Below are 17,274 nucleotides of genomic sequence, written 5' to 3'. Positions count from 1 at the left end.
TACCGCGAAAGCGGACATGAGGTCACCAACACCAAACGGCAGCTCCGTCCGCAATTCTGCCGTTCAGAAGATTTCAACGAATGTCTGGTGCTGGTAAATGCAGACCTTCAGGCGAAATTTCTCGGAATGACCACCAACAATGACCGCTATCCGTTCCTAAGCTGTCATCTGTCTGAAAGACTCAGATGACCGCGTTGAGTCCAATGCGGGCATGGTTGTTGTTTGAGTAAAAATTCCAACTAAAATGAGCGCACTGTATCTTTTTCTCAATCAGGGGGAGCCGATGACAACAACACACACAGGTTATTTGCTGATTGCAGATGTCACCGGCTACACACAATTCCTGACATCTTCGGAAATGGATCATGCCAATCCCATCTTGCAATCTCTGCTGGGAGCATTGCTTGAGCAAGTTGGAGACCCACTGCACTTTTGGAAAACTGAAGGCGACGCCGTTTTGGCCTATTCGACAAGACAGGATTTCCCATCAGGAGAGACGTTTCTCACTATCTGCGAAAATCTCTACAACGCATTTGCGCTCAGGCGACAGGACATAATCGCCAACACGACATGCCCATGCCGTGCTTGCGCCAATGTCGGCAATCTGGATCTCAAAATAATCGTTCATCACGGTCAATTCGATGAATTGCAGTTGGGTCCGACCAAAGACATATCCGGGGCCGATGTTATTCTTGTCCACAGGATGACCAAGACTGATGTAACCCATTGTACTGGTATTCGCAGCTATGCCTTGTTCAGCGATGCGGCCGCAAATGCCATGGACGTCGGCGATGTTATGGAGCCTTTTTCGCAGGATTTTGAACATTTCGGCGAAGTCGATATGAAGGTCTATGATTTGGCGAAATCATGGGAAAAGTTACGGGCTAGTCGCGATCGCTATTTCCTCAACGAAGAAGATGGTGTGTGGACGTTCCGATACCATTTTAATGCCCCCATTGCAGTAGTTTGGGAGGCTCTCGTTGCTCCCGAGCACAAGCAAAATTGGATGGACCGGATCAAGACTGTAACAGTCGATAACCCGAATAGACCCAGGGTCCGACTATCATTGCGCTCATGAACTAGCGGACTTTTTTTACCGAGTTACAGATTGGGAACCGTTTGACTATTTTTCAACGCGTATTCAGGACCCTGCTCGTCCGGGTATAAGTCTACCTGAGACGTACCACCTGACGGAAACAGAAGGTGGAACTAACCTGCGTTACACGATGGGAGTGGCAACGGATACCGGCGGAACTCGTTCGGAAATCTCCGAACAAGAGGCTTCAGCGTTTTTGGCGGATTTCTGGGCGGCGTCATTTCCTGAGATGGACAAGCAACTCAGTCAGTCAAAATAACTACAAAATGCCCACAACTCGAAGGGGCTTAATCTTTTAATTTTCAGGGTCGGCTTCGTCCGCAAGCCGGTCGCTGGAAAGAAGACTGGCCAACGGCTGGATCTGCCGAAAGTAGACGTTCATGCAAGCTGCAGCGAACGGCGGCTGCGAGCCCAAATGACCGATGCTGCGCGTTGTCCGAACGACTTCGTTTTCACAGTACACCATAGGCATGTCCTTTATGCGTTGAGCTAATGCGACGCATATCATTTTGGCACCGCGCTAAGTTTTCAGCCGCCAGTTAGCGCGACTGCTTCTTCGCCGAGGTCTAGGAAGTGTTCCTGAATTTTGGAAAGATTTTCGATGAACTGGTCAGGATCGGCTCCGGTGATGCCCTTCACAACTGGCTCAAGCTCGGGGTCACGTAAAAGCGGCAACCATGGGCCAATGGCGCCCAATGCAAACATCATCGCTATGGTTGCGCAGAAACCAAGACGAACATCCGCCGATACGTCGGCCCAATTCTCATCACGCAACCCACACAGATAGCTGGAAAACATGCGCTCAGTCAGGTCGCTCGCGCATTCCGATTTAGTATCCAGAAACATCAACGATGCTCCAACAGCGGCGGCAAGGTCCTCTCCAACAACACCATAGCCAGCGAATGCCCAGTCGATGGCGACAATTTCTGATTCTCCCTCATCTGTTTCACAAAATAACAGATTGCGGTTGAAAGCATCGTGGTGGCAAAAACATTTGGGAAGGTCCGACAGTGCCGCCTGAAGGAGATCAATGTTATTCCAAAGGTCCCTAGTTCTAGCAAGATTTGGCCCGGCGAGCCAGCGTCTGAGAACAACATCATCTTTCAGAGTAACTGGATCGTTCAATATGTCTGCGGCAATTTCTGTCCAACTGTGGGCCCGTCCTACTGCCATCCAATTATGGCGTTCAGTGTCCGGCGTGCCCGCAACGCTTGCGGAGAACGAACCTAAGGCGCGCGCCGCGTGAACATGGGTATCAGCCGACCATTCAGGCTGCTCGTCTGTTACAGCTTCTACAAAAACACGCGCAGAGGGCTCACGCGTATAAGTGACGCCATAGCAGTCAGGTGCCCGGATGCCGGAAAAAGGGCCATCAAGTAGTCCTGAGGCATATGCCTGCGCTTCGCGCTTCCAGTAGAGCCACGACCCCGGTTCACGCCCGGGCGGCATAACCCGGCAAACCTTTTCAACGAGTTGATACGCCCGCTCGACCCCATTTGTCGCGAGCGTTCCACTATGGAGAATGAGCCCCTCGCCTCCGGCCATCGCGTCGGCAAAGCCTTCAGCTAGGGCACGTCGGTTCCAACTAAGAACCTGCGCCTTCGGGTCGCCCATGGAACATCGTACAGCATTCAGTAGCGGGATGTCGTTGTTCATCATTGCTGCACTCTAGCACACTCCCCACCGTTTTAGGCTATCTGAAGCGGCCAACACGTTTCAGTGACTAGGAGCCGAAGCGGAAGTTTGCGAAGTTGACTTTATCGGCGGCTTAGTCGGCGTAAAGGTCATTCGCGATTTTGGGCCAACGTCCGCTTCGAGCCCAAAGCAGTATTGGTTTAGAATTGGCCAATCCTATGATTGCGTAGGGTTCAACATTTTAACTGTTGAATTAGGCGTATCCGACTGCGACAGTTTCTTATGCAACGTCGACTTACCACCATCGTTGCCGCCGATTTGGCGGAATACTCTCGTCTGATGGCTATCGATGAAGAAGGCGTTATCCGGCGTTTGCGCGCAACACGGAGCGATGTGATTAACCCGGCGGTGGCCGAAGCCAACGGGCGGATCATCAAGACGATGGGCGATGGCATCTTGGTCGAATACCCCTCGCCGGTCGAAGCCATGCGATCGGTGATTTCAGTCCAGGAACAGATGGTGGCGCGTGAAACCGGCCCCGCGGACCAGCGCCTGCGCTTTCGCGTCGGCATAAATGTCGGCGACGTTGTCGAAGACGGCGATGACATCCTCGGCGACGGCGTCAACGTGGCGGCACGGTTGGAGAGCCTCGCGCCGCCGGGCGGGATTTGCATCTCGCGCAGCGTCCATGACCAGCTTCGTGGTAAGATTGATGCCCCCATGACCGAACTTGGCCAGCAAATGGTCAAGAACATCCCCGAACCGGTCGAGGTTTGGCGGGTCGAGATCAACGGCGTTAATGCGCCAGTGCAAGAAGAAAAAACCGAGCGCCCCTCGATTGCCGTTCTACCATTCGACAACATGTCTTCGGATCCCGAACAGGAGTTTTTCGCCGACGGAATCGTCGAAGACGTGATTACCGAACTCAGCCGGTTCCGAAATCTATTTGTCATCGCCCGGAACTCGACCTTTGTTTACAAGGGCACCGCGACCGATATCAGGCAGGTCGCGCGCGAATTGGGCGTGCGCTATGTCGTCGAAGGCTCCGTACGGCGTGGGGGCAACCGGGTGCGCTTGACCGCCCAGTTAATCGAGGCGGAAACCGGATCCCATGTCTGGGCCGATAAATGGGACCGCACTCTAGATGATCTCTTTGCTGTTCAGGACGAGTTGACCGCTGCCATCGTCACGGCTGTCGAACCTGAATTGGGCGCCCATGAACGAACGTTGGCGCGTAAGAAACCCTCTGAGAGCCTCACAGCATGGGAAATGTGCCAAAGAGGGATTTCCGAACAAGTGAAATTCACGCCCGAGGCGATAGACACCGCCGACACCTTTTTCCGGAAAGCAATTGAGAGCGACACTACCTTTGCCGATCCGCATGTGATGTTGGCGCGCAATGGGTGGGTGCGCCTTGGATCAGGGTGGAGCAAGGATCCCGCGTCGGAACTCAAGAACGCGATTGACAGCGTGAAACGCGGATTGGATTTGGACGACCGACAGGAAGTGGCGCATCTCGTACTGGGTGTCTTGCTGGCAATGGCGGGAGAGCCGCGCGATGGATCGGTCTCGGTGAACCGCGCCCTTGCGCTTAATCCAAACAATGTTCAGTGCCACTATGCGATGTGCATGGTAAGCTTGTTCGATCCCGCCACAGATGGGGACCTGATGCTCAGAAGCGCGCAGGAATGCCTCAAGCTGAACCCCAAGGATCCGCGCGCCACAATGTACCATTTCTTTTCCGCCTTGGGGCGCTGGGTCGAAAACGGCTTGGTCCCTGATGACGCCTATATTGCAGACATGGAAGCGGCGTGCAGGTACACAAATGCGCCTTGGTTCGTATTTATGATCTGCGCGGTGGGTTGTGTGCGAATGGGATTCACAGATCGTGCGAAAAAGCATCTTTCGGCAGCGCTGCAGCGACGTCCGGAACTGACAAAAGACAATTACAGGGACGCCTTTCTTCAGCCAAGCTGGCCGGAATGGTATGAGAACGATCTCGATGCGCTTGAGACACTTGTCGAATTAGGATTGCCTAGCGACTAATGCAGCTATGTCCGCGTAGCAGACATTCGCTGAATTCTGCCGAACGTCTGCACCGAGGCCACTTTGACCAATGCTGCGCGATGCCCCAATTACAGCAATGCGCAGAAAGCGGACTTTGCAACGTCTCGCTAATAACATCGCGACCATTCCTTAGAGTAACAATAGATGTGTAATTTGGGCCTCAGCAGCCTATTTGGTTTCTATCCAAATTTTCAAAATGAATACCTAACATTCAAGAAGACACTGGTGGCATCGTATCTGTTCTTCAGTTCAGCCACATCCAGCTTCCGGCGGAAGCTTTGCACGCCTACAGTTGGTTATTTGAAAATCTGCCGTCGGCGATAACTAACTCTCCCGCCGTCGATAGTTGTTGCTCAAAAGCTTCTTGGGTATTGGGTCATCATCGCCATGACCGCCTGATCGTTTTCAAGGGCTTCTGGGTTTCGTGCGATCAGCTCTCGCAGAAAAGCGCGTTCTTCATAGGCCAATTCATGTTCTGGGGTGCTCTTAGTGGCGGGTTTCACCACATTCGTTCGAAACACTCCTAGCAGACCTGAAATGCCAAAAATCGGGAACGTAAGTGTCATCGGTCTGTCCTCTCGTTGCGTTGGGGTAAGCCTAAGGTTTGGAGGATTGCGCTGGTATCCGCGGTAATGTTGTGTTGTTCTACAAAAATGAAGAGCGTTTTTGCTAACCTTTCAGACGTGCGCGTTTTCCTTGCCGTGCTGAGAACGGGCTCTACACTGGCGGCCTCCAAGACTTTAGGGATGGCGCAGCCAACCGTCGCAAGACGGATAGAGGTATTGGAGCACACACTGGGCCTGGTTTTGTTTGAACGCAGCACGCAGGGTTTTCACCCGACCAAGGACGCTCTCGCGCTGGTTTCAAACGCCGAAGCGGTTGAGGACGCGGCGAAAGCATTGGATGCGACCGCCGCTCGGCTGGTGTCTTCCCAATCTCGCACCATTCGAATAACGGCAGTGACCGACGCATTTAATCCGCGCCTTTCCGCAATGCTCGAAGGCTTTGTCGAAAGCTACAGGAGTGCGAGCTTCGAATTGATCCCGAGTGACGCGGCCCTCGACATATCGGCAGGAGAAGTCGACATCGCAATTAGGTGGGCAACCAAGGAAATCGACGAGCCATCGTTGATTTGCCGAAAATTAGCCACCATTACGCATTCTTTGTTTGCGTCAAAGTCCTACGCAGCCAAATCTGATCTACCGCGTTCAGAAACAGAAATGGGTGGGCACAAATTTTTAGTTTTTGGTGGAAACCAGAGACTTGTTTCATTGAATGATTGGTTGTTTGAACGCATCGATTCAGATCAGATTGCGATGACCTGCCAAGACATCAAGTCGATGGAAACAGCAGTTCAAATGGGGGCCGGCATTGGAACTCTCCCAACACGTTTCATGAAAAGCGACGATTCACTCGTACACTGTATCGAGTTGCCTGCAGATTTAGGATCAACCGTTTGGCTATTGGTGAATCCGTCCGCCTATCGTCGACCTGAGGTAAAGGCGTTCACAGCATATTTTGCGCCGCGATACAGCGCACATTTGCGAGATAGCTAGGCAATTTTTTGAAAACTTTGATCGCTTTACGCACGGCAAAACTCTGAAGAACGTCGTCGATAAATCGCTGGGCTTTGTTAGGTCTGGCACGTGACGCTCAAGTCCGCTTGGTCCGCGAAGCGGTCGTTCATGCAGGCCAAAGGTGCTGCGGTGCGGCTAACGGCGGCTTCGTCCGCAAAGCAGTCACACGAGCAAGTAGCGGCGAACGACCGCTTCGAGCCCGAAGCAGACCAAAATGCTAGGGCTTGCCTATCGGTAATTCATTAACCAAGATTTTCACATTTGAAAATGGAGGCAATGCTATGGCCGACCCTTACTCAACAATTGATCAGGCTAACGATGACGTTCAATTGGCAATTGCCGCAGCTATGGAAGCCAGGTCCACGGAGCCCGCGCAGATCCGTATGCGGCACCGCTATCTCGGCGATACGGATATTTCGAAGGGTGCAAAAGCAGTCGACTTAGGGTCAGGAACTGGCCATCTCGCCCGCGATCTGATTGAGGTATTTGACTGCGGAGACGTACTCGGCCTCGATTTCTCACCGGTAATGGTAACCCGGGCACGCGAGCTGCACAAAGATGTCCAAGGGTTGGAATTTCGGCAGGGCGACGCGCGTAACACCGGTTTGCCAGATGAAAGCTTCGATCTTGTTGTTCTGCATACAGTACTCTGCCATGTACCTGGACCCGAGAAGGCTGTTGAAGAGGCTTTCCGCATACTCAAACCAGGTGGAACACTGGCGATTTTCGACGGCGACTACGATACTTCCTCGGTAGCTCTATTCGATAACGATCCGCTTGATGCGGTCGTGCAATGGTTCATACGCGAACATGTCCACGACCTGTGGCTGACTCGGCGTTTTACACCTTTGGTTTCTGACGCCGGATTTGAGATCGGAAAGGTAGAAGGACACGCTTACCTTGCAGAAGGGGATGCACCGTACTTCCGCACTGTTGTTGCAAGAGGCGCGGACGTTATGGCTGGTGGTGGGCTTATGACCCAGGAAACTGCCGACGCCTTAAAAGCTGAGGCGGCGGCCAGGATCGGACAGGGCCATTTTTTCGGCTTCATGTCGTTTTTAAGCCTCATTGCATCGAAGCCTGGTTAGGACAATCGATGTTGTTTGCTTAGTCGGTCAAAGCCCCCCGCGGAGAAGGCTTTCACCGACGAGGTCCTAAAGTCCCTTTCATAGACCAGATGAAGATTAGATGGTTTTGTTCGGTTTCAACTGCAACCGTAATTGTATGCGCTTATTCGTGCAAAACGCAGCGAACGACTGTTCTGAGCCCAATCCGGACGTTTGATTGCGTCTAATGTATAAAGGTGCAGCGCATAATCAATTAAGCTAAACATGGGTGGTCTGAGTTGCGAGAAAGAAGGCTCGCACGGGTGCTCGCAGTCGCAGAAGATTGAATTTGCAGGAAAAAATTTCAATCATTTAGAAACCTAGCGGAAAACCTATATTTCACCGCGCAACGCAGGCATTCCTGAATTCCACCAGTCCTCCAATTCGCCCGGTCTCAATTCGTTCTTCATCCCAATTGCGATGATTCCGGGAGCTTGGGAGTCGGACCGATTGTGAATCTCCTGAATCGAACCAACCACATGCGCCTCAAGACATCCGCCCGAAACATCTGGCAAAATAGCTTTCAATCGCAAGGTACCTTTAGGCACCAGAGACATCAGCGATCTTAGATCGGTTTCCGATATTGCTGCCAAGTTCTTGGATGACCAAGTCGCGTAACTTGGGTGCGAAAGCTGTATGGACGGTTCCAAAACTCTCTGCAAAGAGGGTTCGAAAAGAGCATGCTGGATAGCATCAATGTCGTCGGCGTCGAGCCAATGGGTCACGCCCGCATTTTCCAGCGCTTTTGTCAGTTCTGTACTCGGTTCCTTTGTTTTACTGATCGCCCGGATGTCTGCACATTTTACCTGCGCAGCGACTTGCGAAGAAATTCTGTGATCGGCAAAACACTGTGGGAAGTTCAACCCATCAATAACTGTCAGAACACCGCTGTATCGCAGGTCCATTTCGGCTAATGCCACATTAGCAATTTTTGCTGGGTCCGATATTCCGCTGGCTTCGATCAAAAGGTGATCTGGCCTGTCCTTTCTATTTAGGATATCGCCAACCGCATAATACAGATCGCCCGATAACGTGCAGCAGACACAGCCATTCGTTAGTTCGATGGTATCCGCACTGCCCGATTTCAACAGCCTGGCATCGATGTTGATCGCTCCAAAATCGTTAACTAAAACTGTTAACCGCAACCCATGGTCCGCAGCTAGAAGCCGATTGATTAAGGTAGTTTTTCCAGCGCCTAAGTATCCACCGATGACCGAAAGAGGAAGGGGTTTCATATCAGGTTAACCTTCCCGCCAAAGACAGTGCCCAATATGGACAGGTCCTTAAGCCGCGTCTTTTCAACTGTTAGTGGGTCATCTTCAAGTATTGCAAAATCCGCACGTTTACCTGGAGAGATGCTTCCGATCTCGCTGTCCAATTTCAACGTACGCGCTGCGCCCAGTGTGATTAGTTCCAGCGCCTCGTACACTGAAATGCGCTCGGCCTCGCCCAATACGTTTCCTGACATTGTTTGCCTATTCACGGCGCACCACGCTGTGAAAAGCGGCCCCAAGGGTGTGACTGGCGCATCAGAGTGAATTGCGCAGCAAACTCCTTCATCGAGCGCTGTCCGAACTGCGTCCATGCGATTTGCCCTATCGGCGCCAATGGTCAGGGCCACATGTTGGTCTCCGAAATACCAGAGGTGGTTCGCGAAGATGTTGCATGCAACACCAAGTTCGGCCGCGCGATGGTAAAGCGCTCGGTCCATCATTTGACAATGTTGAAGCACGTGGCGCGCGCCTGGCCATGGGTTTTTCCTCGCCGCCGCTTCGAGAGCATCAAGCGAAACCTCCGCCGCCTCATCTCCGTTGACATGAATATGCATTTGGATGCCGCGGGACTGCAGTTCAGCCGTCATTGCAAAGATCTCGTCCGGTGCTGCATTCCACAAACCGTTTGGCTTTCCACCGATGTAGCCGGGCCAGCGCACGCGAGCCGTCCAGCCCTGTATTGACCCATCAGTCATTAACTTAACCGAACCTAAACGTAGTTTGTCCGTAGACTTTGTCTTTAAATCCAGCGCCTTTTCCGCGACTTGTTCGGGTGTTCCGTTGGCTGCAATCGCGGGTACAACGCGAACCGGATAATCGTCTTGACCCGTAATGCTGAGCATTTGCTTAAGATCGTCTCCTTCCATCATAGACAATAGGTCAGTAATCGTCGTGACGCCTGCACGAACAGAAATTTTCCCGTAACTTCGCATTGCCTGCTCGCTTTGAGACAGGCTTCGAAAATCAATGTTCATTCGGCGCAAGACAGGAAACATCGCCGCCATTTCCTGCAGCTCGCCCGAAGGCAAACCATCGTCTCCTTTAACGACTCCTTCGGCAAGGGTACGCTCATCGTAGCCAGCCAATTGCAATGCAACTGAGTTTGCACATAGCAGATGAAAGTTTGAAAACATTACGGCTACTGGCCGATCCAGCGAAACCTGATCCAGATGGGCACGGCTTAAACGTTCGGACGCGATGAAAATTGGATCAAATCCCCATCCGAACACTGGTTCATTTTCCGGCGCTGCAATTGCTGCCGCTTTTAGGCGCGAAATCATCTTCTCAGTTGAGGAAATACCGGGCCATAGTACGCCATTAGGATCTGTTCGGTCATGATAACCGACATAGGTATGGTCCCATATAGAGCCGGCCATTAGATGCGCATGTCCCTCGACGAAACCCGGCACGAGAACCACGTCCGAGAGGCTTGAGTCAACAGTGAAACTGCCCCATTGAGTGGCACAATCCGCGTCTCCCACCGCTAGTATTCGACCGTCACTAACAGCGACATGGGTGGCGTCAGGTCGACCGCTATCCATTGTTCGGATTTTGCGCGCTTTGATTACCTTTATATCCTTCATTTTTAACAACCTCGCTCAGATCAGATTGGCTGTAATTTCGCATTTCGTCTACGTGCAACTAAACCAAATCGCTTGACGCGAGTAGTCACGGCATGGTCGGCTGTACCCGATGCATACGAGTAGAAAAGCCGATTGCATCTAAAATGGGAGGTTCAAATGATCAGAAGATCTGTGATGAAAGCGACCGCTGGGGCGTTGTTTGTTAGCCTATTGGCGCTGCCCGCGGCGGCGGCCGATGTGACGATGAATGTGGGATTTGGGGCGCCAGAGGAGTCTATTTATGGTCGTTTCGGGAAGCTGTTTCAAGAAGAGCTAGCAGAGCGTTCCAGTGGCACAATGGAGGTCAAACTGCGGTGCTGTAACCAGATTTCCAGCGAAGATGAAGCGTTCAAGGCTATGCAACTGGGCACAGTTGATGGATTTTTCATTACGGCGAATAACGTCTCGCCACACTGGCCTTTGATGGATGTCACCGTTCTGCCTTACATCTTCCAGGACCGCGATCATCTCGAAAACGTTCTCAAAGGTGAGGTTGGCCAGATGATGAAGGATCAGCTTCAGGCAGCAACCAGCGTTCACATGCTGGCATTCGGGCCAGCGCTGTATCGCGATTTTTATAACTCTGTGCGTCCGGTAAATTCGATGGCCGATATGGCGGGTCTAAAAGTTCGCGTTCCTAAGAACGAGGTTATGATAGCCACATTCGAAGCTTTCGGTGCGAACCCCGTTCCGCTTGCGTGGTCGGAAACACCGACGGCACTGCAGACCGGTACCGTTGACGGTGGTGATAACGGCACAACCTTTATCCGCGACATGAAATTCTACGAGTTCGAACCCCATCTGGTGATCCTTGAACATTTCGTAGCCTTCGCACCTCTCTTTGCCTCGGAAAACTTTATGAGCAAGCTGTCGGACGAACAGCGGAACTGGGTCTATGAAGCAGCACAGGCGGCCAGCGACGAGCTGTCCCGCCAATTTGCCGCTGAGACCGAAGAAGTTCGTCAGTGGCTAGTTTCGGAAGGCGGAATGGCGCGCACCGATCCGGACAAGGCCGATTTTGTCGAAGCAGCAAAACAGGTCCAGGCGGACTTCGCAGCTAAGCGCGGCGATGACTTCGTCGCGTTAGTCCAAGCGATTCAGGCTGCCGCAAACTGACCGCCGCACCGCAAAACACGAAATGGGGCGTCGAGGCGCCCCTTTTTTCGACAACAATGACTAAACGGGGAGGCGAGTATGCCAGCGCTCAAATGGCTAGAACGTCATTTTGAGGAAGTAATCTGTTGTGTTTGCCTGTCGGTGATTGCCGTCGCCGTTTTTTCTCAGGTGATCGCCCGTTACGCCTTCGAAGTTGCGTTGCACTGGACCGAAGAAACTGCCGCTATTTGCATGGTTTGGGCGGTTTACATGGGTGCTTCACTGTGCGTGCGCGAACGTTTCCATATACGCATCGTTGTAGGCGTGAAAGCAATGCCCGAACGTATCGGCCGAGTGATCATTTTCCTCGCCGACTTACTCTGGGCTTTTTTTTGCATTTTCATGGTCCGCATTAGCTGGGATTACCTCTATGTTTTTTGGCGTTTTCCTGAAACCAGCCCGTCGCTTGGCATCAACCAGTTTTATCCACAAACCATCCTAATCATCGGTTATGGCTTGATGCTGATTAGGCTGATCCAGACATACATTTCCTGGTGGCGAGAGGGAGGAAACGGCCTCCCTGGAATGCTTGAAGAAGAGTGGGAAGAAACCACCAAGGATCAGGAGCATCAGTTATGAGCCCACTGATGATCCTCGCGGTTGCATTCGTAGTTCTAACGATCATGGGTGTGCCCCTATTCGTATCAGTTGGTCTGACAACCGCCCTTGCGCTTTTCCTTATCGACATTCCGTATACGCTGATGGCTCAAACCGGTTACGGCAGCCTCACGCCTTTTCCGCTGCTGACGATCCCGCTTTTTGTGCTCGCTGGAAGGTTAATGGAAGTAGGGGGTATGGCCAACCGGATGATCGCCATCGCTACTAACCTTGTAGGTGCCTACCGCGGCTCTATGGGACTGGTGACTGTGTTTGCTTGCATGCTTTTTGCGGCCCTTTCAGGGTCGGGGCCAGCAACAACAGCTGCCATCGGTTCGGTTACCGTGCCGGCGATGCGTCGTGAAGGCTACGATGTTCCATTTGCTGCAGCAATCACCGCAAGCGCCGGAGCGTTGGGTAGCCTGATCCCTCCCTCCAATCTCTTGATTATCTATGGCCTTGTTTCCGAGACTTCGATCCCTCGCCTGTTTTTGGCCGGACTGATTCCGGGCGTTATGGTGACAGTTCTGCTGATGATCGCGACCTACATTATATCGCGCCAGCGCGGTTATGGCGGGGACGGAGATCCGTTTTCCTGGGGTCCATTCTTGCATGCCGCTTGGGACGGAAAGTGGTCGATCGGCGCCCCGGTTCTTATACTCGGTGGTATCTACGGCGGCGCGTTCACACCGACTGAAGCGGCCGGAGTCGCGGTTTTTTATTCACTTTTCGTTGGTCTATTCATTTATCGTGAACTGACTTTCAAAAAAGTAATAGAAGCCCTCCGATTTACGGCACTGCTGACCGGCATTCTAATCCTGTTGACGCCGACGCTAGCTTTCGGACAATTGACTGCGTTTTATGACGTGCCCACCGCGGTGCAAGACGGTATCACATCGATTACCGAGAACAAATTTCTCGTGCTTTTGCTGATCGGCATCTTTTACATTTTCATTGGAACGTTCATGGAATCACTAGCCCAGATCGTTCTGTTCACCGCTGTGTTTTTACCATTGGTCGTTTCCCTGGGTGTCGATCCAGTGATGTTTGGGATTTTCACAGTCATTACTTGCGAAATCGGCTTCTTGACGCCGCCGTTGGGGGCAAACTTGACTGTGGCCGCGCGAATCTCTGGAATCTCGATCGAGCGAATTTCCGTTGCCGTTTTGCCATTTATTTTGGCCTACGTCATCGGAATGGTGATACTGATCTTTTTCCCAGATTTAACCACTTTTTTGCCCAATTGGCTCTACGGGGAGGCAAAGTAGGAGAGACCGAATGTACGATCTAGTTCTTAGAGGCGGCTTTGTATTTGATGGATCGGGAACAGATGGTGTTTGCGGGGATGTGGGCATCAAAGGCGAAGTGATTGTCGCAATCGAAGCCAACGGCGAATTGAACGTTAACAACGCAGCTAACGTTATAGATGTTTCAGGTCTTGTAGTTGCGCCTGGCTTTATCGACATGCATACGCATTCAGATTTCACTCTCATCGCGGACGGGCGCGCAGAAAGCCAAGTTCATCAAGGCGTTACAACAGAGGTGATCGGGCAATGTGGGATCAGTTGTGCACCAGTAAACTCCGCGGGCGATATTCGGAGAGTGGCACCTTGGTACACCGCCGATGCCAAGCACGACACGTGGTTGGGATTTGGGGACTATCTGGAAGTGCTGGATCGTACGGAACTCGGTGTCAACGTAATGGCGTTTGTGGGTCATGGTACGATTCATCGTGCCGTCTTGGGGGATGAGTTGCACCCGGGAGAAGCAAACGAAGTGGCAGAAATGGCAAGGTTGGTCGACCGTTGCATGGACGAGGGCGCGGGTGGGTTTTCATCCGGGCTGGAGTATTTTCCAGGCAGTCTCGCCGCACCGGAACACCTAGTGCCGATGTGCGAGATCGCGGCAAAACACAAACGCCTTTATGCAACACACGTTCGCAACCGCGACACTCACTACGACCTGGGTTTTGCCGAAGCCATCGCAACCGCCCGCCAAGCAGGAGCCAAGCTACAGATCAGCCATATCCAGCCCAAGTTTGGTGCGCCAGATTACGCGATGGAACACACGCTTGAGATGATTGATGTGGCACGCAACCATGATTGCGACATTGCATTCGACGTCATCCCGCACGACTGGAACCATACGTTGATGGCCGCCATCCTTCCAAAATGGGCGCAGGCCGGAAGGCTTGACGATGTTCTGCAACGTTTGGCTGACCCGGAGTGTCGCGAGAAGATAAAAGCCAACCCGCAACCCATGTGGTTGATTGTGAAGGCGGAAAAGTGGTCAGATATCGTGTTGTTGAACGCGACTGTGAACAAAGACATCGTGGGCGCCGATTTTGCTGAGATAGGACGAATGCGCAATTGTCACCCCTACGACGCTGTACTCGATATCTTGCTTGAAGAAGGCGAGAACTTAATGGCTTGCATGTGGTCGTCCAAGTCGTTCCGAAACTCGGATTTAGAACTCTGTCTCGACCAACCGGAATGCGCTGTCATCTCCGACACGGTGGCCATTGCAAACGAAGGCATATTGAAGGACCACGTCGGCTCGTTGTCGGGGTATGGTTGGGCGGCGCGGTTCTTTCAGTACTTTGTGCGGGATCGACAGGTGTTGACCCTTGCCGAAGGCATAGCGAAATTGACTTCGATCCCCGCTGACCGATTGGGCTTAAAAAACCGTGGCCGATTGATTCCAGGCTATCAAGCCGACATCTGTGTTTTTGATCAGGCCAACATCGCGAGCAATGCAACTGCAAAAAACCCAAGACGCTATGCGACAGGAATTGCTCACGTTCTAGTCAACGGCGCACTCGCGATGCACAATGGTTCTCGCACTCAAGTTAATGCAGGCCGCGTGTTGAGGGATTTTGTAAACTAAGAAATTCAGAAAGACTCGCTGTCGGATGCGCTGTTTGGAGCACCACCGAACTTTGGTCGTTTTGACGTTCAATTGGACCTACACGCGCGTATCTATTCTTGTTTCGGTCGACGAATGCATTTCGCTTCAAATCAATAAATGCATGCTTTGAACGCAGAGACTCTTGTAGATTGCAGGAATGTTGACGCAGGCACCACCAAGAAAAGCCTTCTCGGTTGGTTAAACTTGTGGGCCCCTAAAAGATTAAGGTCCGTTTTGTCCGCAAGGCAGAGGTTGGCGTTTTGCAACGTTGGGTCTGCTATCCGTCCATTAGGGGACATCTGACCAAATCGCTCAGATGACCGAGTCGAGCCCGGAGCCGTCGTTCTATTTCAGTTAAACTGGCGTTCTTTCTACGAAACAGCCATAGACAAAGACCGCATGAGCGAACCTGCGGTCTTTGTTTGTATCAGATCAGAAAGCTCAATGCTTCCACGTTTCCGGTTACGCAAAACTGAGTACACCTCCGTCCGCATCATAAAATGCTAGAAGCGGATCGGCAGATTCCAGATCGACACCATCTGCTAGTGCATTTTGACTGCTGGCACCTTCGAAAGCATCGGTCACGTCATATCCGATATCCTCAAGCGCCATCAGCGACCAATCCGAAAGATACATGTCGCTGGCGTTGGAGTTCAGATATCCAGTCATCAACTCGCCATCGTATTCAAATTCATCCCAATGGGCCAACGCCGTACCACTGCCGCCGTCAGTTTCGACAATGAGCTGGTCCGGCATTGCCGCATCTTTTTCAGCAAGGTACTCGGCCGTTCCTGCGGCACCGTTGTAAACAGCGGTCGAAGTGACTTCCACAATGTCGTCACGCGGATTTCTGGTTTCTTCCCCAGCAATCCAGTTCACTGTCTCCGTTACCGTAACGAGGTCCGGATAGAAATTGTCCCATAGCGAACCGAAGCCCAACACATGGATCATTTCGTGCAGAATCGTATCGTCCCATGTGCCATCTGAAAGCAGCGAGGCTGCATCGGCGCTATCGAACTCCATAACACCAACAACGGTCGTGTATTCGTCTTCTGTGCCACCTTCGCGTACAGAGTAGGCACCAGCCCGGCCAAGTATACCGCCCTCTTGGTCAATTGCAGGTAGGCGCGCTTCGATCAGAACATCGTCTACAGTAAACAAATCCGTGCTGAACGTATTGAAGGATTCTGTGTCATCGCGCAGTCCGCTCACTATGACGGAGCTCAGGAAATCCGCAGCGGCCGCGAAAGCGTCCATATAGACAGAAGACCACTCGCCGTAGAACTGAATGTTAATATTGAAGTAATCGAATTCACCAGTGTCCTGCTGACCGCTGGTATAGGTCGCGTACAGGGTGTTTGAGGTGCTGTCGCCTCCAGTATTGTCACCGCCGCCCCTGTTCGGGCCTTTACCCGCAGGAGGACCAACGTTGCTGTATTCGAAACCGGGCGTCGCCGCCGTCGCTATTTCTCCACCGCTCCAGGCTCCGTACAGATCTTCATCTTGGTGATGCTCTTCACTGTCGTGATCATGGTCGTATCCACCGGGCATCAGGATCGCGTTCGCGAGCTCCGTCTCGCCTGCTGCCGATCGGAAATTTACGCCGCGCGTTGACGCACCGGTCAGAAGGTCAACGGTCAAGCCCTGCATTCCCTGCGCTTTATAGCTGACTGCATCGAAAATTTCTGTTGGGTCGGCCATCGGTGTGTTATCTGTCGGTGACTGCTCGCTAAGCTCGTCAAACAGGGATGCCAGAATTTCTGCTGGGTCTACCATCGGTGTGCTGCCCGTCGGTGGCAGCTCGCCAAACAGAGATTCCAGAATGTCTATTTCTTCGCCAAATACATCAGGCAGTTTTGGGATGTATCGCATTTCAATAGTCCTCCGCCGGGGGAATGAAATAGTGTAACCCGAAATTTAGGCAGTTAAGCGGCAACCCATTAAGCGAAAGGTGATACTTGTCTTGGTTCTGTTGACAGTGATTTCATGAATAGCCGTTTGTCTCCAATTTTTCTGAATATGTGACGAAAATGAGGCAACAGTATTGGGCGCGCTCGCGGATCATTCGAATCAAAATTGTCCATTGACAATGGTTCACTGGCGATGCGCAAAGCCAATCACAGCTTTGTCCTGTGTGGATGGCTCCTGCAAAGCAAGACATTTTTGTGAGGGGTGTGTGGTCAGAAGCGGTCTTGTGTCCGGCCTGTTTGCGCGGTGCGTCTGACCGCTGGCCCTGAT

13 protein-coding genes are annotated in these 17,274 nt (G+C 52.2%); 8 read left to right on the top strand and 5 right to left on the bottom strand.

The annotated features are described in order from the left end of the window. The first annotated feature begins 283 nt into the window (after nt 1–283). A complete protein-coding gene (locus AC2FNE_RS07815) occupies nt 284–1,078 on the top strand; it encodes a DUF2652 domain-containing protein (protein WP_496805099.1) in 795 nt (264 codons plus the stop codon). Nucleotides 1,079–1,624: 546 nt separating this feature from the next. Here AC2FNE_RS07815 and AC2FNE_RS07810 read toward each other — a convergent pair. Beyond that, the gene (locus AC2FNE_RS07810; RefSeq protein WP_496805098.1) at nt 1,625–2,755 is read right to left on the bottom strand and encodes a phosphotransferase; all 1,131 of its coding nucleotides are present in this window, start codon (nt 2,753–2,755) and stop codon (nt 1,625–1,627) included. 258 nt (nt 2,756–3,013) lie between these two features. On the opposite strand from AC2FNE_RS07810, the gene AC2FNE_RS07805 reads away from it, so the two are divergent. Then, nucleotides 3,014–4,777, top strand: coding sequence for an adenylate/guanylate cyclase domain-containing protein (locus AC2FNE_RS07805; protein WP_496805097.1), 1,764 nt, complete (start codon nt 3,014–3,016; stop codon nt 4,775–4,777). 374 nt (nt 4,778–5,151) lie between these two features. On the opposite strand, the gene AC2FNE_RS07800 is transcribed toward AC2FNE_RS07805, so the two are convergent. Then, nucleotides 5,152–5,364: a hypothetical protein gene (locus tag AC2FNE_RS07800; protein WP_496805096.1), complete on the bottom strand. Its 213-nt coding sequence runs from the start codon at nt 5,362–5,364 to the stop codon at nt 5,152–5,154. Nucleotides 5,365–5,451: 87 nt separating this feature from the next. Here AC2FNE_RS07800 and AC2FNE_RS07795 point away from each other — a divergent pair, with 87 nt between their 5' ends. After that, the gene (locus AC2FNE_RS07795) at nt 5,452–6,354 is read left to right on the top strand and encodes a LysR family transcriptional regulator (protein ID WP_496805095.1); all 903 of its coding nucleotides are present in this window, start codon (nt 5,452–5,454) and stop codon (nt 6,352–6,354) included. A gap of 302 nt (nt 6,355–6,656) precedes the next feature. Next, nucleotides 6,657–7,463, top strand: coding sequence for a methyltransferase domain-containing protein (locus tag AC2FNE_RS07790; protein ID WP_170610644.1), 807 nt, complete (start codon nt 6,657–6,659; stop codon nt 7,461–7,463). A gap of 350 nt (nt 7,464–7,813) precedes the next feature. Here AC2FNE_RS07790 and AC2FNE_RS07785 read toward each other — a convergent pair whose 3' ends face one another. Both AC2FNE_RS07785 and AC2FNE_RS07780 read right to left on the bottom strand, forming a co-directional pair. Continuing rightward, nucleotides 7,814–8,716 carry a CobW family GTP-binding protein gene (locus AC2FNE_RS07785; protein ID WP_170610647.1) on the bottom strand — a complete coding sequence of 301 codons (903 nt, stop codon included), beginning with the start codon at nt 8,714–8,716 and terminating at the stop codon, nt 7,814–7,816. After that, nucleotides 8,713–10,338 carry an amidohydrolase gene (locus AC2FNE_RS07780; protein WP_496805094.1) on the bottom strand — a complete coding sequence of 542 codons (1,626 nt, stop codon included), beginning with the start codon at nt 10,336–10,338 and terminating at the stop codon, nt 8,713–8,715. The genes AC2FNE_RS07785 and AC2FNE_RS07780 overlap by 4 nt, the downstream gene beginning before the upstream one ends. Before the next feature lie 156 nt (nt 10,339–10,494). On the opposite strand from AC2FNE_RS07780, the gene AC2FNE_RS07775 reads away from it, so the two are divergent. From AC2FNE_RS07775 to AC2FNE_RS07760, 4 genes are all read left to right on the top strand, one after another. Beyond that, nucleotides 10,495–11,493 (top strand): TRAP transporter substrate-binding protein, encoded by a 999-nt coding sequence (locus AC2FNE_RS07775; RefSeq protein WP_496805093.1) that lies wholly within the window; start codon nt 10,495–10,497, stop codon nt 11,491–11,493. Nucleotides 11,494–11,571: 78 nt separating this feature from the next. Next, complete coding sequence (locus AC2FNE_RS07770; protein WP_170610655.1) at nt 11,572–12,111, top strand: TRAP transporter small permease; 540 nt, start codon at nt 11,572–11,574, stop codon at nt 12,109–12,111. Beyond that, nucleotides 12,108–13,397: a TRAP transporter large permease gene (locus AC2FNE_RS07765; RefSeq protein WP_170610657.1), complete on the top strand. Its 1,290-nt coding sequence runs from the start codon at nt 12,108–12,110 to the stop codon at nt 13,395–13,397. Before AC2FNE_RS07770 ends, AC2FNE_RS07765 begins: the two co-directional genes overlap by 4 nt. Before the next feature lie 10 nt (nt 13,398–13,407). Beyond that, nucleotides 13,408–15,015 (top strand): N-acyl-D-amino-acid deacylase family protein, encoded by a 1,608-nt coding sequence (locus AC2FNE_RS07760; protein ID WP_496805092.1) that lies wholly within the window; start codon nt 13,408–13,410, stop codon nt 15,013–15,015. 483 nt (nt 15,016–15,498) lie between these two features. Here AC2FNE_RS07760 and AC2FNE_RS07755 read toward each other — a convergent pair whose 3' ends face one another. Continuing rightward, complete coding sequence (locus AC2FNE_RS07755; RefSeq protein ID WP_496805091.1) at nt 15,499–16,908, bottom strand: leishmanolysin-related zinc metalloendopeptidase; 1,410 nt, start codon at nt 16,906–16,908, stop codon at nt 15,499–15,501. Nucleotides 16,909–17,274 lie beyond the last annotated feature (366 nt).

This window comes from Ruegeria sp. YKSD179, assembly GCF_059612885.1.
The sequence above is the reverse complement of the archived record's forward strand: the minus strand, read 5'-3'. Positions and strand labels throughout refer to the sequence as shown.

Bases quoted from the DNA above. Each gene is read 5' to 3' on its own strand.
- AC2FNE_RS07815 (WP_496805099.1), top strand. From the start codon at position 284: ATGACAACAACACACACAGGTTATTTGCTGATTGCAGATGTCACCGGC.
- AC2FNE_RS07810 (WP_496805098.1), bottom strand. From the start codon at position 2,755: ATGATGAACAACGACATCCCGCTACTGAATGCTGTACGATGTTCCATG.
- AC2FNE_RS07805 (WP_496805097.1), top strand. From the start codon at position 3,014: ATGCAACGTCGACTTACCACCATCGTTGCCGCCGATTTGGCGGAATAC.
- AC2FNE_RS07800 (WP_496805096.1), bottom strand. From the start codon at position 5,364: ATGACACTTACGTTCCCGATTTTTGGCATTTCAGGTCTGCTAGGAGTG.
- AC2FNE_RS07795 (WP_496805095.1), top strand. From the start codon at position 5,452: ATGAAGAGCGTTTTTGCTAACCTTTCAGACGTGCGCGTTTTCCTTGCC.
- AC2FNE_RS07790 (WP_170610644.1), top strand. From the start codon at position 6,657: ATGGCCGACCCTTACTCAACAATTGATCAGGCTAACGATGACGTTCAA.
- AC2FNE_RS07785 (WP_170610647.1), bottom strand. From the start codon at position 8,716: ATGAAACCCCTTCCTCTTTCGGTCATCGGTGGATACTTAGGCGCTGGA.
- AC2FNE_RS07780 (WP_496805094.1), bottom strand. From the start codon at position 10,338: ATGAAGGATATAAAGGTAATCAAAGCGCGCAAAATCCGAACAATGGAT.
- AC2FNE_RS07775 (WP_496805093.1), top strand. From the start codon at position 10,495: ATGATCAGAAGATCTGTGATGAAAGCGACCGCTGGGGCGTTGTTTGTT.
- AC2FNE_RS07770 (WP_170610655.1), top strand. From the start codon at position 11,572: ATGCCAGCGCTCAAATGGCTAGAACGTCATTTTGAGGAAGTAATCTGT.
- AC2FNE_RS07765 (WP_170610657.1), top strand. From the start codon at position 12,108: ATGAGCCCACTGATGATCCTCGCGGTTGCATTCGTAGTTCTAACGATC.
- AC2FNE_RS07760 (WP_496805092.1), top strand. From the start codon at position 13,408: ATGTACGATCTAGTTCTTAGAGGCGGCTTTGTATTTGATGGATCGGGA.
- AC2FNE_RS07755 (WP_496805091.1), bottom strand. From the start codon at position 16,908: ATGCGATACATCCCAAAACTGCCTGATGTATTTGGCGAAGAAATAGAC.